The sequence below is a fragment of the Stenotrophomonas sp. 107298_Sma genome, assembly GCF_056480345.1.
Genome location: NZ_CM151094.1, coordinates 296,621 through 309,532, shown reverse-complemented (window position 1 = coordinate 309,532; position 12,912 = coordinate 296,621). Strand labels below are relative to the sequence as shown.

16 protein-coding genes are annotated in these 12,912 nt (G+C 64.4%); 6 read left to right on the top strand and 10 right to left on the bottom strand.

What is annotated here, in order from left to right; genetic code table 11:
- Positions 1-215 precede the first annotated feature (215 nt).
- The 4 genes from ACZK2G_RS01455 to ACZK2G_RS01440 all read right to left on the bottom strand — a co-directional run bounded on the left by ACZK2G_RS01455 (position 216) and on the right by ACZK2G_RS01440 (position 4,784).
- Positions 216-1,868, bottom strand: a complete 1,653-nt coding sequence (locus tag ACZK2G_RS01455; protein WP_478475548.1) for a M28 family metallopeptidase — start codon at positions 1,866-1,868, stop codon at positions 216-218.
- Between the two features lie 105 nt (positions 1,869-1,973).
- Complete coding sequence (locus ACZK2G_RS01450; protein ID WP_136639122.1) at positions 1,974-2,906, bottom strand: MBL fold metallo-hydrolase; 933 nt, start codon at positions 2,904-2,906, stop codon at positions 1,974-1,976.
- 156 nt (positions 2,907-3,062) lie between these two features.
- Entirely contained in the window at positions 3,063-3,365 is a 303-nt protein-coding gene (locus ACZK2G_RS01445) for a hypothetical protein (protein WP_046984557.1), read from the bottom strand.
- A 126-nt stretch (positions 3,366-3,491) separates the two neighbouring features.
- Positions 3,492-4,784 carry a tryptophan--tRNA ligase gene (locus tag ACZK2G_RS01440; protein WP_478474473.1) on the bottom strand — a complete coding sequence of 431 codons (1,293 nt, stop codon included), beginning with the start codon at positions 4,782-4,784 and terminating at the stop codon, positions 3,492-3,494.
- Positions 4,785-4,892: 108 nt separating this feature from the next.
- Here ACZK2G_RS01440 and ACZK2G_RS01435 point away from each other — a divergent pair, with 108 nt between their 5' ends.
- Positions 4,893-5,693, top strand: a complete 801-nt coding sequence (locus ACZK2G_RS01435) for a hypothetical protein (RefSeq protein ID WP_136639120.1) — start codon at positions 4,893-4,895, stop codon at positions 5,691-5,693.
- A gap of 73 nt (positions 5,694-5,766) precedes the next feature.
- On the opposite strand, the gene ACZK2G_RS01430 is transcribed toward ACZK2G_RS01435, so the two are convergent.
- The 3 genes from ACZK2G_RS01430 to rocF all read right to left on the bottom strand — a co-directional run bounded on the left by ACZK2G_RS01430 (position 5,767) and on the right by rocF (position 7,415).
- On the bottom strand, positions 5,767-5,988 hold the full coding sequence (locus ACZK2G_RS01430) for a CsbD family protein (protein ID WP_004153772.1): 222 nt from the start codon (positions 5,986-5,988) through the stop codon (positions 5,767-5,769).
- Positions 5,989-6,194: 206 nt separating this feature from the next.
- Complete coding sequence (locus ACZK2G_RS01425; RefSeq protein ID WP_008266021.1) at positions 6,195-6,332, bottom strand: entericidin A/B family lipoprotein; 138 nt, start codon at positions 6,330-6,332, stop codon at positions 6,195-6,197.
- Between the two features lie 162 nt (positions 6,333-6,494).
- Positions 6,495-7,415 (bottom strand): arginase, encoded by a 921-nt coding sequence (rocF, locus tag ACZK2G_RS01420; RefSeq protein ID WP_478474471.1) that lies wholly within the window; start codon positions 7,413-7,415, stop codon positions 6,495-6,497.
- Positions 7,416-7,544: 129 nt separating this feature from the next.
- On the opposite strand from rocF, the gene ACZK2G_RS01415 reads away from it, so the two are divergent.
- Entirely contained in the window at positions 7,545-7,892 is a 348-nt protein-coding gene (locus tag ACZK2G_RS01415; RefSeq protein ID WP_046984553.1) for a hypothetical protein, read from the top strand.
- A gap of 25 nt (positions 7,893-7,917) precedes the next feature.
- Here the strand turns inward: ACZK2G_RS01415 and ACZK2G_RS01410 are convergent, their stop codons facing one another.
- Positions 7,918-8,688, bottom strand: a complete 771-nt coding sequence (locus ACZK2G_RS01410; protein WP_478474469.1) for a DUF3011 domain-containing protein — start codon at positions 8,686-8,688, stop codon at positions 7,918-7,920.
- Positions 8,689-9,282: 594 nt separating this feature from the next.
- On the opposite strand from ACZK2G_RS01410, the gene ACZK2G_RS01405 reads away from it, so the two are divergent.
- Positions 9,283-9,690, top strand: a complete 408-nt coding sequence (locus ACZK2G_RS01405; protein ID WP_478474468.1) for a hypothetical protein — start codon at positions 9,283-9,285, stop codon at positions 9,688-9,690.
- Between the two features lie 80 nt (positions 9,691-9,770).
- Entirely contained in the window at positions 9,771-10,094 is a 324-nt protein-coding gene (locus tag ACZK2G_RS01400; protein WP_426354777.1) for a hypothetical protein, read from the top strand.
- A 119-nt stretch (positions 10,095-10,213) separates the two neighbouring features.
- Here ACZK2G_RS01400 and ACZK2G_RS01395 read toward each other — a convergent pair whose 3' ends face one another.
- On the bottom strand, positions 10,214-10,516 hold the full coding sequence (locus ACZK2G_RS01395) for an addiction module antidote protein (protein WP_478474467.1): 303 nt from the start codon (positions 10,514-10,516) through the stop codon (positions 10,214-10,216).
- Between the two features lie 58 nt (positions 10,517-10,574).
- Positions 10,575-10,685: a hypothetical protein gene (locus ACZK2G_RS01390; RefSeq protein ID WP_478475547.1), complete on the bottom strand. Its 111-nt coding sequence runs from the start codon at positions 10,683-10,685 to the stop codon at positions 10,575-10,577.
- Positions 10,686-11,074: 389 nt separating this feature from the next.
- Here ACZK2G_RS01390 and ACZK2G_RS01385 point away from each other — a divergent pair, with 389 nt between their 5' ends.
- Together ACZK2G_RS01385 and ACZK2G_RS01380 are read left to right on the top strand one after the other, a co-directional pair.
- The gene (locus ACZK2G_RS01385) at positions 11,075-11,674 is read left to right on the top strand and encodes a hypothetical protein (RefSeq protein WP_478474465.1); all 600 of its coding nucleotides are present in this window, start codon (positions 11,075-11,077) and stop codon (positions 11,672-11,674) included.
- 108 nt (positions 11,675-11,782) lie between these two features.
- A complete protein-coding gene (locus ACZK2G_RS01380) occupies positions 11,783-12,826 on the top strand; it encodes an XVIPCD domain-containing protein (protein ID WP_478474463.1) in 1,044 nt (347 codons plus the stop codon).
- Positions 12,827-12,912: the final 86 nt, after the last annotated feature.

Below are 12,912 nucleotides of genomic sequence, written 5' to 3'. Positions count from 1 at the left end.
CGTCTTCCGCCACGCCACTGATGTGAATCGCGGCGACGCTGGCCGCAGCCACGGCATTGGCCTGCGCACGATGGTGGCCTGCTATCTGGCAGCACTCGCAGCCGCCAGCTGGGGCGCATGCTGCGCCGGCGTCGGTAGTGCCGGCCGCTGGCCGGCAACCACGCCGTCTTTCCGAAGGTTCATGAGGTTGCCGGCCAGCGGCCGGCACTACCCCCTCAGCGGCGGGCCGCTTCGCTCTTGTCGCGCGCGCCGTGGAACTCCGATTCCTTCTCCCACGTCGGCCAGCGGCGGCTGTTGGCCAGCTCGGCGCCCAGGTCGTAGACCAGCAGTGTATCGGCGGCGTGGCCGCTCGGATCCCAGCTCGGCGTCCACGCATCGCAGGCCTGGTGGTAGCAGTCGGCGAAGTACTTCTCGCGCAGCGCGCGGCCGGCTTCAACGCCACCGTCCAGCTTGTCCAGGCCCGGGCCGATGGTGATCGCCGGCACACCCAGCCGGGCGAAGGCGAAGTGGTCGGCACGGTAGAAGAACCCGGCTTCCAGATTCGGGTCCGGGCTGTAGCTGCGGCCGCGGGCCTTGGCCACGCGTTCCAGGTCACCTTCCAGCGAGACCCGGCCCTTGCCCCACGACGCGATGTCACGGGTCGCACCATCCGGGCTGAACATCTCGATGTTCAGTACTGCGGCGGTCTTGTCCAGCGGCGCCAGCGGGTGTGCGGCGTAGTAGCTGGCGCCCAGCAGGCCCTTCTCTTCAGCGGTCAGTGCCACGAAGTACAGCGTGCGCTGCGGCTGCGGGCCGGCGGCGAACACCCGGCCCAGTTCCAGCACCGTGGCCACGCCGGTGGCGTTGTCAATCGCGCCGCGGCGGATACGATCGCCCTTGGCATCGGCCTGGCCGATACCGAAGGCATCCCAGTGCGCAGAGAAGATCACCGCCTCGTCGGCATGCTCGCCACCGGGCAGCTTGGCCACCACGTTGCGGGTCACCACCTGCTCGCGCTTGAGTGCGAAATCCACGCTCAGCTTCGCGTTGTCCAGTGCCACGGGTCGGAAATCGGCACGCATCGCCTTGCGCTTCTCGGCATCGAAGTCGAGGCCGGCGTCGGCGAAGATCGCCTCGGCCAGCTCGCGTTGCATCCAGCCGCGCAGCGGCGTGTGCTGGGCCATCGCCTCGGCCTGACCGCGTTCGATGTCGAACAGCGGCGAGGTGCCCGAGCTCTTCACCGTGGCCCAGCCATACGCAGCCGGCGCGGTCTCGTGCACGATCAGCACGCCCTCGGCACCACGGCGTGCGGCTTCCTCGAACTTGTAGGTCCAACGGCCGTAGTAGGTCACCGCCTTGCCATCAAATGCACCCGGCGCATCGGCTTCGAAATCGGCGTCGTTGATCAGCACCACCGCGATCTTGCCGTGCAGGTCCACGTCCTTGTAGTCGTTCCACTGCCGTTCCGGCGCGTCGATGCCGTAGCCGACGAATACCAGCGGCGCGTCCTTGATCTGCACGCGCTTGCGCGGCTGCAGGCTCTGCAGGGTCACGTCCACGCCGTTGGCCAGCGCGCGCTTGCCCTGCTTCAGCGACAGGCTGGCCTTGGCCGCGCCATCCAGCTGTGCGCGCACCAGCGGCACCGGCTGCACCCAGCTGCCGTCCACGCCGCCCGGCTGCAGGCCGTAGCTGCGGAACTGCTCGATCAGGTACTGCACCGTGCGCTCTTCACCCTCGGTGGCCGGTGCACGGCCCTCGAATTCATCCGACGCCAGCACGCGCACATGGCGCGACAGTGCCTGCGGATCGATGCCGCCACCCGGCAGGTCGTTGGCCGCATGGGCCAGGCCACCGACGAACAGGCAGGACGACAGCAGCAACACGCGCATCGGATTCACGGCAATACCACGGCAGGCTTGGAAGTCACCAGAGTGTAACGTGGTCGTGACATCGCGGCGCAGCCTGGGCCAACGTCATCCACGCATGGCATGGATCTACTTGCTGATGCGATCCAGCCAGCAGGCCAGGCCTTGGGCGTTGAGTTCGATGTCCATCGCCAGAACAGCGGTCACCGCGGCATCGTCCAGCGCACAGCCATGCAGTTGTGCACGTTCCAGGTACAGCGCCTGCAGTGCGGCCAGCAGGCAGCGGTGGCGATCCGGTCGACCATCGCACTGGCGGCCGATGGCGGCCATCGCATCGATCTGTTCGAACAGGTCGTCGGCCAGTTTCTCCACCTGTTCCACACGACCGTAGTGGGTCAGGTACATCGCTTGCGGCGCGTAATCGAGCATGCGCCGGATCGAAGCCTTCATCGCTTCTGGATCGAACTGCACCGGCGACGAAGTCGGGAAGATGAAAGCACCCTGCGCACTGTCCAGCTCACGGTAGGAGATACCGAACGTATCGCCGGTGAACCAGCTGTGGCTGCGCGCATCCCACACGCAGTAGTGGTGCAGCGCGTGGCCCGGCGTATGCAACAGCACCAGTTCGCGGCCGGCCAGGTCGATGCGGTGGCCGTCTTCGGCCACCACCACACGGTGCTCCGGAATCGCCTCGATGCGACCATAGCTGCGCGCGATCTCTTCGGCGCCGTACACCGCGGTGGCGCCGGCAATCAGCCGGGTCGGATCGATCATGTGCGGCGCACCGCGCGGATGCAGCACCGCCTTCGCATTCGGCAGCTGCTGCATCAGCAGGCCTGCACCACCGGCGTGGTCCAGATGTACGTGCGTGAGCAGCAGCCAGTCCACTGCTTCCACGCCCAGACCGGCCTCCGCCAGCGCCTGCAGCATCGCCGGTACCGACAGGCCGGTGCCGCAGTCGACGAACGCGGCACGGCCGTTTTCAACGATCAGATACGCCGCGTCGAAATCCGGGCGCTGGAAACCGGTATCGATGGTGTGGATGCTGGGGTCGGCGGTCATTGGCACGCACCTGGCAGGATCGGGAACAGACACCCATGGTAGGCGCGCAGGCGGCCCGGGTTCGATGCGGCTTTGGTCGGGTAGTGCCGGCCGCTGGCCGGCAACCTCGGTGTAGCCAGTTGAATGCAGTTGCCGGCCAGCGGCCGGTACTACCGATCAGCCGGAGCGCAATGCGAACCGCGGCCGCAGCAGCAACGCCAGCACCAGCACTGCCAGGAAAGCTCCATAGGCATACAGCACCGCCAGCACCTGCGGCCAGATCGGGCCGGCGCCGGGCTGCACCAGGCCGATATGGTGGCCCCACAGCATCGCCAGGATGCTCAGCAGCAATGCCAATGCCAGGGCAGCACCATCGAACAGGCGCCGCCGCGCGCTACGCGGCTGGCGCGGGAACAGCCAGTACAGGCTGCCCAGCAACAGAAACCAGGGCAGGAACAGCAGCAGCGACAACCAGGCCATTGCAGACTCCATGTCATCGCGCCTGAGGCGCGCGGACATCATGCCATGGCCGCCGATTGCGGGTAGTGCCGGCCGCTGGCCGGCATTCCGCCCTCAACAGCGCCGACCAAGGTCGGCATCTACCGATCAGTCGGCGCGCAACACAGCCAATGCCGCCAGCACCGCATCCACCTCGGCTTCCAGCTTGAACAGCTCGCTCTGCAGCTGGTCGCCCTGCTCGGCCTGCTTGATCACCGCGATCAACTGGCCCGCATCGCGCGGCGAATCAAAGCCTTCGCTCTGGATCAGCAGCGTGCCGTCACCGGCGGTCAGCTTGAAGTAGAAACGGCCGTCCTTCTCGCGGTACTGCTTGAACAGCGGCGGTGCCACGCGGGCCACGCCAGCGTCCTCGCTGGCGATGTCGCCCGCGGTGGACAGGTCACGCAGGCCCACCGCATGGCGCAGTTCTTCCAGCAGCGGTGCTGCCAGCTGCTCACGCAACTGCTGGCCACGGCGCTTGAGCAGTGCTTCGATCTTCTCCGGCTCGGCCATCAGCGCGTTGTAGCGCTCGCGCAGCGGCGACAGTTCGCTGTCGATGCGCTCGAACAGCTGCTGCTTGGCATCGCCCCAGCTGATGCCATCGGCGAAGGCCTTGGCGAAGGCAGCGGTCTGCTCCGGGGTGGCGAACGCCTGGTACATCTGGAACAGCGCCGAACCTTCGGTGTCCTTCGGCTCGCCCGGTGCACGCGAATCGGTCAGGATCGAGAACACCAGCTTCTTCAGCTCCTCGCGCGGCACGAACAGCGGAATGGTGTTGTGGTAGCTCTTGCTCATCTTGCGGCCATCCAGGCCCGCCAGGGTTGCCACCTGCTCGTCGATCACCACGTCCGGCAGCGGGAAATACTCCTTGCCGTATACGTGGTTGAAGCGCTGGGCGAAGTCACGCGCCATCTCGATGTGCTGGATCTGGTCACGGCCCACGGGTACCTGGTTGGCCTTGAAGATCAGGATGTCGGCCGCCATCAGCACCGGGTACATGAACAGGCCGGCGCTGACACCTGCGTCCTCGTCCTGGCCTTCCTCCCGGTTCTTGTCCACCGCCGCCTTGTAGGCATGGGCGCGGTTGAGGATGCCCTTGCTGGCGATGGCGGTCAGGAACCACATCAGCTCGGTGGTCTCGCGGATGTCGCTCTGGCGATAGAACCACACGTGTTCCGGGTCCAGCCCACAGGCCAGCCAGCTGGCAGCAATCTCCAGGGTCGCGCGCTGGGTGCGCTGCGGGTCCTGCGACTTGATCAGGCTGTGCAGATCGGCCAGGAAGAAGAAGCTCTCGATGTCCGGCGCGCGGCTGGCCGCAATCGCCGGGCGGATGGCGCCAACGTAGTTGCCCAGGTGGGGCGTGCCGGAGGGGGTGATGCCGGTAAGGACTCGGGTCGTCATGACTGCGTGGGGTAACCTTCGATGAACGGGGCCAGTTTACCTTGCACGCCACCAACCCCGTCAGGGCCCGCGGCGCGTTCATTCACGCAACCCCGCTGGAGACGCCCGATGAAACGCCTGCTGCCCCTGCTGCTGATCCTGCCCCTGGCCGGCTTCCGCCCGGCCCCGATGCCGCCGCCGGTGTACGAAGGTGGCCCCGTGCGCATGTCCCTGGTCGACCGCGACCGCGGCACCGAACTGCGCAGCTACCCCGCCGAGGGCCAGCGTTGGGTGGCCGGCGAGCGCGGCCACCGCTACGCCGTGCGCCTGTACAACGACAGCCCGCGCCGGGTGCTGGTGGTGCTGTCGGTGGACGGCGTCAACGCCATCTCCGGCGAAGATGCCGATCCCTCGCAGACCGGCTACGTGCTCAACCCCGGCCAGCGCGCCGACATCACCGGCTGGCGCAAGAGCCAGGACGAAGTGGCGCAGTTCGTGTTCAGCAGCCCCGGTGGCAGCTATGCCAGCCGCACCGGCCGTCCGGACAACATCGGCGTGGTGGGCGTTGCGGTGTTCGAGGAAGCACGACGCTGGTACCCGCAGCCGATCCTGCGCCGTGGCCTGCCAGCACCGGCCCCGGCGGCCGAAGCAGCGGCCGATGCCAGCGCCAGCAACAGCCGAATCGAGGGCTACGCCAGCAAGTCGCAGGCGCCAGCGTTGGGCACCGGCCACGGCGCACGCGAACAGTCCTCGGTACGCGACACCGACTTCGAACGCGCCAGCCGCAGCCCGGCGCAGGTCCTGCAGCTGCGCTACGACAGCGCCCGCAACCTGCGCGCACGCGGCATCCTGGTGGATTCGCCGTCGCGCCTGCCGCGCGAACCGCAGGCGTTTCCCAACCGCTACGTGCCGGACCCGCCGGCGCGCTGATCCTCCCGACCAGACAACACAACGCCCGCAACCTCACGGTGCGGGCGTCGTGTTGTGGGGGAAACCGAGGCGCTTACTTGTAGTCCGGGTAGTCCTTGCTCACGGCGTCCTGGAACTCACGCACTTCCTTCTCCGCGCGATCCTTGGCCCAGCCATAACGTTCCTGCAGGCGGCCGGCCAGATACTCGGCATTGCCTTCGGCCACATCGAAGTCGTCGTTGGTCAGATCGCCCCACTTGGCCTGGGCCTTGCCCTTCAGCTGCGACCACTTGCCGGAAATGATGTCTTTGTTCATTGCTGGGAGTCCTTGGTTGCAACGGCGTTCTTACCGTGGCTCCAGCTTCGCGCAGCGGCTGTTGAATGCCGGTCAACCCGCAATGAAATGCATGCTCACCTGCTTGAATGGTTCACTCCGCTTCCACAACCCCTGCAGCGAACGCGCGCACAAAAAAAGGGCCGGGGATATCCCCGGCCCTTTTCTCTTTCCGTTCCGTGCAGGGCTCAACGGCCCTTCGCGGTGTCCTCGACCTTCTCGCCCGCCTTCTGCACGTCCTTGCCGGCGCCGGCAATGGTGTTGCAACCGGCCAGCAGGGCCACCGAGAACATCGACAACAGCATCAGGGCAACTACGCGCTTCATGGGCTTCTCCTTGGGTTTGCCGCTACACCGCTTCATTCGCGGATGGGATTGTTTCGCTCGGCGGGAGAAGGCCAATGCCCACCACCGCCGCGTGAAGTGCAATCTGGCGGCAGTGGCGTGGAGCGCGTGTGAACGGATCACAGATCCGTTCAGGCGGAACCGTCAATCGCGCATCAGGGTGGACTTGCCGAACAGGCTTTCGACCAGGTCCACGGCCAGTTCGGCAGTGGCATTCTGCTTGTCCAACAAGGGGTTGAGCTCAACGATGTCCAGCGAGCCCATGCGCCCGGTGTCGGCGATCATCTCCATCACCAGCTGCGCCTCGCGGTAGTTCACCCCGCCCGGCACGGTGGTGCCCACGCCCGGCGCGATGCTCGGGTCCAGGAAGTCCACATCGAAGCTGACATGCAGATGGGTGTTCTCGTCGATGCCGGCCAGCGCCGCTTCCACGGTGCGCTTCATGCCGTTCTCGTCGATGTAGCGCATGTCGTAAACATCGACCTTGTGGGTCTTGATCAGGCGCTTCTCTTCCGGGTCCACCGAGCGGATGCCGATCTGGTGCATCTGCGCCGGGGTGATCGCCGGTGCGCTGCCACCCAGCTGGGTCAACGCGTCCGGGCCAAGGCCGCACAGGCAGGCCACCGGCATGCCGTGGATGTTGCCCGACGGGGTGACATCGCTGGTGTTGAAGTCCGAATGCGCATCCAGCCACAGCACGCGCAGGGTCTTGCCCTGCTCTCGGCACCAGCGCGCCACGGCGGTGATCGAACCGATGCCCAGGCAGTGGTCGCCACCGAGCATGATCGGCATGCGGCCGGCCTGCAGTTCGGCATAGCTGGCTTCCATCAGTGCGTGGTTCCACGCCACCACTTCATCCAGGTGGCGATAGCCCTGCACCGGCGCAGTCCACGGGTTGCGCGGGCCGTCCAGGTTGCCGAGGTCGCGCACGTCCACGCCACGCGCTTCCAGTGCTTCGGGCAGGCCCGCCACGCGCAGCGCTTCCGGCCCCAGCCGTGCACCGCGATGGCCTGCGCCCACATCGGTGGGAACGCCAATCAGGGATACGGAGATGGGATGGGCCATGGGTGCCTCCTGCGCGGAAAAAGAAGCACAGTCTAGCCAGAGCTGTGTGACACCACTCGCGGCGGTGCAGCAGGACATTGGCATGGCATGATGCCGCGCGGACCCGACTCCCCCTCATGGAAGATTGCGATGTCGCCCTTCATCAATACCGCCTGGCCCCGCTTTTTCACCGTGGCGCTGCCCATCGCCCTGCTTGCGGTTTTTCTGAGCAGTTCGATCGATGCGTCGCCGAACGGCTGGCTGATGCAGGCGACGCTCCTGCTGACGCCATTCTCGTTTCTGCTGTTCCTCGGTTTGGGTTGGCAGCGCCTGCGCAAGGCACACGCTGAATACCCGATCCTGAAGAGCGAGCCGCAGCGGATGCTGGCGGCATTGATTGGCAACGTGAAGGTGGCCGCGCTGTGGTTCGGCCTGACGTCAGTCGGGACGCTCGCCCTGATGCTGGCGTGGGTGTTGTTGTATAGGTCCCGCGGCTGAGGCCGGCCCCCAGCCCGCTGCAAGCTCAGCTTCCGCGGCGGCGAACCGGCGTCACGCTCTGCACCTGGCCGTTGTTGCGCATCATGCACAGGAAGCGCCCATCGGGATAATCGATGATGAGTTCCTGGTAATCGCTGCCCACCGGCATCTGGGTCACCAGCGTGCCCTGCGCACCCTTGCGCATGTTGCAGGAACCCAGCGCGGTATCGCCTGCCGGCGCGCTGTTGGCCGCCTTGGACACATTGCGGAACACCGCGCGGCAGCCGCCGTTCACCCACACCGAATGCCGCGACAGACCCCAGTTCTGGCCTTGTTCGCAGCGGCTATGACTGAGCTGGCGCACGATTTCCACGTTGCCACGGGTATCCATGTCGCACGACACCTGCTGCTGGCCGGTGGACTCGCAGGTGACTTCGCGCGGTAGCGCCGCGTCGTTGTCGTCATCGTGGCGACGGTGGTCGCGATGTTCAGACGGTGCGGGCTCTCCGCCGGCACTGACCTGGCAGATGCCGTTGGCGCCGCCACGGCCGGTGTAGCTGATCTGCGGCGAGCCGTCCTCGTTGCTGCTGATCGACAGGGTGATGCCACTGTTGGCATCGCGTGCCTCGAAATAGCGGTCGTTGAAGCGTTTCAGCGAGGCCTCGCGGCCCTGCACGTAGACCGGCCCGCCCTCGTCGGCGTGCACATCGATGCCGCCCGGGCAGCTGGCGTTGAAGAACGGCACGGCGGCCATGGCCGGGGTAACGAAAGCGGTGGACAACAGTGCGGCGGTGAGCGACAGGGCATGGCGACGCATGTGCGGATCCCGAAGGGGCCCAGAGTGGGCGTGTGGCGGCAGTATGCGGTGGGGCGCTGCTCACTGTCCGTGAGGAATATCAAGATCCGGGTGGAGCGCGTGGGGATTCAGGTCTGGTAGGGTGTTCTAGAAGTCTTGCCGGGGAAGCTAAGCCAGCTTTACTTCCTGGGCCTTAAAGGGCCGTGCGACAGCAATGACGCGCCAGGATTCATCGTTGGTTTCAGCCCCGCGCGATATGTCGCTTCTGGCATTGCGATGTTCGAAACGCGCCAAACTAGATAATTCATTTTTCCTTTCAGATCACCCGATGCCATCGAAACAAACGACTGGCAGGCGGTGATTTCACATGCGCATGATGAATCGCCACCTGCAAAGGTGGTCGGGACTTCCAAGCCTGTGTTGTCAACGATGTATACGCTTGCCAGCCGGCGTCGTCCTTTCAGGGGCGGCGCCGGCTAGCAATCCGTTCGCCGATCGACGGCGGGCGGTGCGTGGGGGCCTCGTGCCCGCCGATTCGTTGACCCGGTCTTGGAAGCCACGCATCGCCCGCCACCCTCTTCGGGTGGCACCTCTGTTCTTGCCGAGGATGCCCGCATGCCCAAGACCCACCACCCGTACCTGACCGCCACCCTGGGCGAGGCTGCCCTGCGCCTGCCGCCCGAACTGGCGCAGCCGTTGGAAGCCGCTTTCGCTGCCGCCAACGATGCGCCCGCGCCCATCAACCTCCCCGCCTGCCTGCGGCACATCCAGGCCGGCGATGCCGCCGACGGACAGCCGTGGCAGGGGTCGTCAAGCACGCCCGGCCAAGCGGTGGCCGCCGCGCGCAGGGATCGCGCCGCCGCCTGTCTGGTGTCGCTGCTGGAGCTGTACCACGCCGCCGAGCGCGTTCGCGTGGATGGGGAAGAGAAAGACGATATCGGCGATGGTGCGCGCGAGGGGCTGATGCTGGCCTGCCGAGGGCTGGCGGAGTATGTGGCGTTGCAGGTGGGTGCGGCTCAATAATGCAGAACATTGAGATCCCCAATGTACAGGTTCAACGCGTCGCTACCCCGGCTATCGAATCAGACAGACCCGCTGCTGGCATGAGCACACCCTACCCAAACCTGAAACCTGTTCTCGTTGAGCTGCGTCTGGACGAAGTGGATTCGCGCGGTGGCGTTGTTGCCGAGATGATCGCCTCCACCGCGCGCCCCATGGCGCTTTCAATAAGCCCTGAACTCATGTGGTACAGCTTCGTGTTGAATGATCGCGCCATTACCCGCATCACGCCTGGAACGCGGGCACACTGCACGATCTCATTCGTCAACCATGACGGTGCGAAAGAAGTATTCCAGTGCGGCACGGTGGCCGCCTTCGGAGACGGATCGGCAACAAAAGGGTTGATCCGCATCATTCGGTTTGATTGAACCTGATCGCGCCAGATGTCTTTGTCTGGCCACTGCTGACGCGTAGTGCATCGATGCGTCGCGTGTTCATGCGCTTTACGTCCAGCGACGTGCCAACGCGCCAAGGTCCGCTGGTACGCTCATGCAGCGCTGGCATTTAGTCGCACGCCCAAGGCACGGGTCACCTTCAGGATGGTCGCGAAATCCGGGCTGCGCTCGCCCGACAGTGCACGATACAGACTCTCGCGCGACAAGCCCGCCGCACGCGCAACCTTGCTCATGCCCTGAGCGCGAGCGATATCGCCAAGCGCCTTGGCGATAAATGCAGAATCACCGTCGCTTTCTTCGATGCAGGCGTCGAGATAAGCCGCCATCTCCTCCGGCGTCCGAAGATGCTCGGCCACATCAAATGCTTTGAGTTCGACTTTCTTCTTGGCAGCCATGATTGGACAGCTCCAGTACTTTGGTATTGAGTCGTTTCGCCCACAGCCAGTTCGATGCTCACAGGGCACGCGCAATCTCCCTGGCCTTCTCGATATCGCGCTGCTGTGAACCCTTGTCGCCTCCAACCAGGAGAATCACCAACTGCCTTCCGCGCTGGGTGTAGTACACGCGGTAACCCGGTCCTGCATCGATACGCAATTCAGAAACGCCATCCGCCAGATAGCGGAATCACCAGGATGGCCTTCAGCGAGCCGACCGATACGGGCCAGGATGCTTGAGAGCGTCAATCCATGTCGCGAACTGACGGGTACGCTGGATCTTCATGGAGAGATGTAGCCTACTGGCTACAATCTTTCAACTATCGGGAATGCGCGCATGGAGCTGTGCCCGGCCTCCCGTCCGGTGCTCCCTCCCTCGCAGCCGACGCCCCATCTTTTCAAATTTGAAAGTAGAACCGAGTGCGTTTTCAGTAGCTCATTGTTCACGCGGAGCCAATCCGCACTCACAAAATGCTGTGCTAGATTCAAGAGCGTGACATTGGCGCGAGAGATGCTTTCATGGATGCATGGGTCGAGAAATGCGCTTCCTCATCAAACCGTGGACTTCAGCGCCGCCTCTGGATAGCAGCGCGTCGTCGCCTCGCGATCGCTATTCCGGCGCTTGTGCTGGCAGCATGTTCAATCGCCGCGCCGCCACGCCCATCAGATCATCTGAATCAAAGACAGACCATCAAATCAGGGAGTGAAGCTGGTATGGAGCGATTCAAGAACGACATCGAGCGATTGTCCAGTGTGCGCTTTGATGATGTCGATGCATTGAGTGAACTTCTCCACACCCGCCTGGGAGAGCCGGCGCGTCAGGACCTCATGGACGAGCGGATCGCAGAACGGGGAATGCTGGGCGACCTTGAGGTGCGGAACATCAGGCTGAGAAGTGCCGCTGACAACCCCGCCCTCGCGAACCTGATCTTTGATATCGCGCCACCGAGCATTGCGCTCGAGGAAATGATCTGGGAGAACTCCACCAAACATCCACCTCGACCCGATGCGCCGGGCTCTCGCCCTTACTGGACCGCGCAGGTGAACGATGCACAGGTCGTGCTCGGGCTCGCCGCCGACAACGTGACGCTGACCTACATATCGATCCGTCAGCGCTGAAGCCTGTAATTGCGAAGGAGTCGCCGCATGGAGCGCACTGAAGACGCTGGACTGCCACAGCCGCAGGAGGGAGGCCGCCCAGGAGCCGCACGACGTCCTGCATCGCCGTTGGACGATCCTTCCTTGGCCCCGCTTCTGGCAAAATCCCCAACACTTCAGGCGGGTCTCGCCCAGGCGAGACGCGAAGGTATCGTTGTTCAATGGGGCTCAGCCGGTGAAGGCACCTACCTTGTTCCCGGCGTGAAGATCGTTATAGACGAGAATGCAATCGGGCAAGGCACCCGAATCGCACGTTCTCTTTCTCACGAAGTTGGGCACCATCTCTTCACCGAACCCTCAAACCGAGCTTCTAAACAAGCCTATGTAAACAGCGAGTTGCGAGGAGAAGCCGCCGCAACTCTCAGCAATGTCCAGGTCCAGCGTGAGATCGTTGCGGGTGGCGGCCCAGATATTGGCGTTTCCGGCACGGGTAGCCGGCCACAACAATATGGAACCATTGCGGCAGAACTCCAGGCGGGACGAATCAACCGTAGCCAAGCACTGGGTCAGATCGCTGAAGTGTTCAAGACGGAGACTCCGTCCGTTGGTCCTCATGCGACATACGAGCTTTACTATGGCGACTTCTACGACCGGGAAATAGCACCCACGCAACGGCGGCGTAGGCCAGATCCAGAATCTGACGCCGAGCGCACGGCGGTTGCGGCCAGCGTCGGCTCGGCCACCGACGACTCACTCTCGCTGCAACGAGCTACTTTCTCAGTAGCTGAGCTTGGCGATGCTGACCGTTCTCTCTATAGGCAGATAAGAGCGGGTGTGGAACGCCTGGACGCCGAGAGCGGGAAGCAGTGGGATGAGTCGAGCCAGCGCATGTCCGCGAGTTTGTTCGTGCTCGCGAAGGAGCAAGGGCTTTCAAGAGTTGACCACGTTGTATTGAATAACCCGACAGAGTCCCTTGCACGTGGCGAGAAAGTATTCATCGTCGAGGGAGCGATGGACGATCCTGCCCAACGCCGTGGAACCATGAATACGATGGACGCGCTTCGGGCGCCTGAAGCAGAGTCCTTGCATCGCGCTGAGGCGTTGGCAGCAAATCCTGAACAGCAGCCAGCGCAGCAGGTTCATGCGCAGGACGGGCCATCATTCTCAAGGTAAGACTGCCCAGGTGCCGGGTATGCCGCCTTTCGAACCACCGGGCAAGTACCTGGAGCAGCGCAAAGAGGCGCCGACACATGGAGGGA

What these genes read in the sequence shown, in the direction of transcription:
- ACZK2G_RS01385 (WP_478474465.1), top strand. Translation starts at nt 11,075, where the DNA reads ATGGATGCATGGGTCGAGAAATGCGCTTCCTCATCAAACCGTGGACTT.
- ACZK2G_RS01415 (WP_046984553.1), top strand. Translation starts at nt 7,545, where the DNA reads ATGTCGCCCTTCATCAATACCGCCTGGCCCCGCTTTTTCACCGTGGCG.
- ACZK2G_RS01400 (WP_426354777.1), top strand. Translation starts at nt 9,771, where the DNA reads ATGAGCACACCCTACCCAAACCTGAAACCTGTTCTCGTTGAGCTGCGT.
- ACZK2G_RS01435 (WP_136639120.1), top strand. Translation starts at nt 4,893, where the DNA reads ATGAAACGCCTGCTGCCCCTGCTGCTGATCCTGCCCCTGGCCGGCTTC.
- ACZK2G_RS01395 (WP_478474467.1), bottom strand. Translation starts at nt 10,516, where the DNA reads ATGGCTGCCAAGAAGAAAGTCGAACTCAAAGCATTTGATGTGGCCGAG.
- ACZK2G_RS01455 (WP_478475548.1), bottom strand. Translation starts at nt 1,868, where the DNA reads ATGCGCGTGTTGCTGCTGTCGTCCTGCCTGTTCGTCGGTGGCCTGGCC.
- ACZK2G_RS01430 (WP_004153772.1), bottom strand. Translation starts at nt 5,988, where the DNA reads ATGAACAAAGACATCATTTCCGGCAAGTGGTCGCAGCTGAAGGGCAAG.
- ACZK2G_RS01445 (WP_046984557.1), bottom strand. Translation starts at nt 3,365, where the DNA reads ATGGCCTGGTTGTCGCTGCTGCTGTTCCTGCCCTGGTTTCTGTTGCTG.
- ACZK2G_RS01425 (WP_008266021.1), bottom strand. Translation starts at nt 6,332, where the DNA reads ATGAAGCGCGTAGTTGCCCTGATGCTGTTGTCGATGTTCTCGGTGGCC.
- ACZK2G_RS01405 (WP_478474468.1), top strand. Translation starts at nt 9,283, where the DNA reads ATGCCCAAGACCCACCACCCGTACCTGACCGCCACCCTGGGCGAGGCT.
- ACZK2G_RS01440 (WP_478474473.1), bottom strand. Translation starts at nt 4,784, where the DNA reads ATGACGACCCGAGTCCTTACCGGCATCACCCCCTCCGGCACGCCCCAC.
- rocF (WP_478474471.1), bottom strand. Translation starts at nt 7,415, where the DNA reads ATGGCCCATCCCATCTCCGTATCCCTGATTGGCGTTCCCACCGATGTG.
- ACZK2G_RS01450 (WP_136639122.1), bottom strand. Translation starts at nt 2,906, where the DNA reads ATGACCGCCGACCCCAGCATCCACACCATCGATACCGGTTTCCAGCGC.
- ACZK2G_RS01410 (WP_478474469.1), bottom strand. Translation starts at nt 8,688, where the DNA reads ATGCGTCGCCATGCCCTGTCGCTCACCGCCGCACTGTTGTCCACCGCT.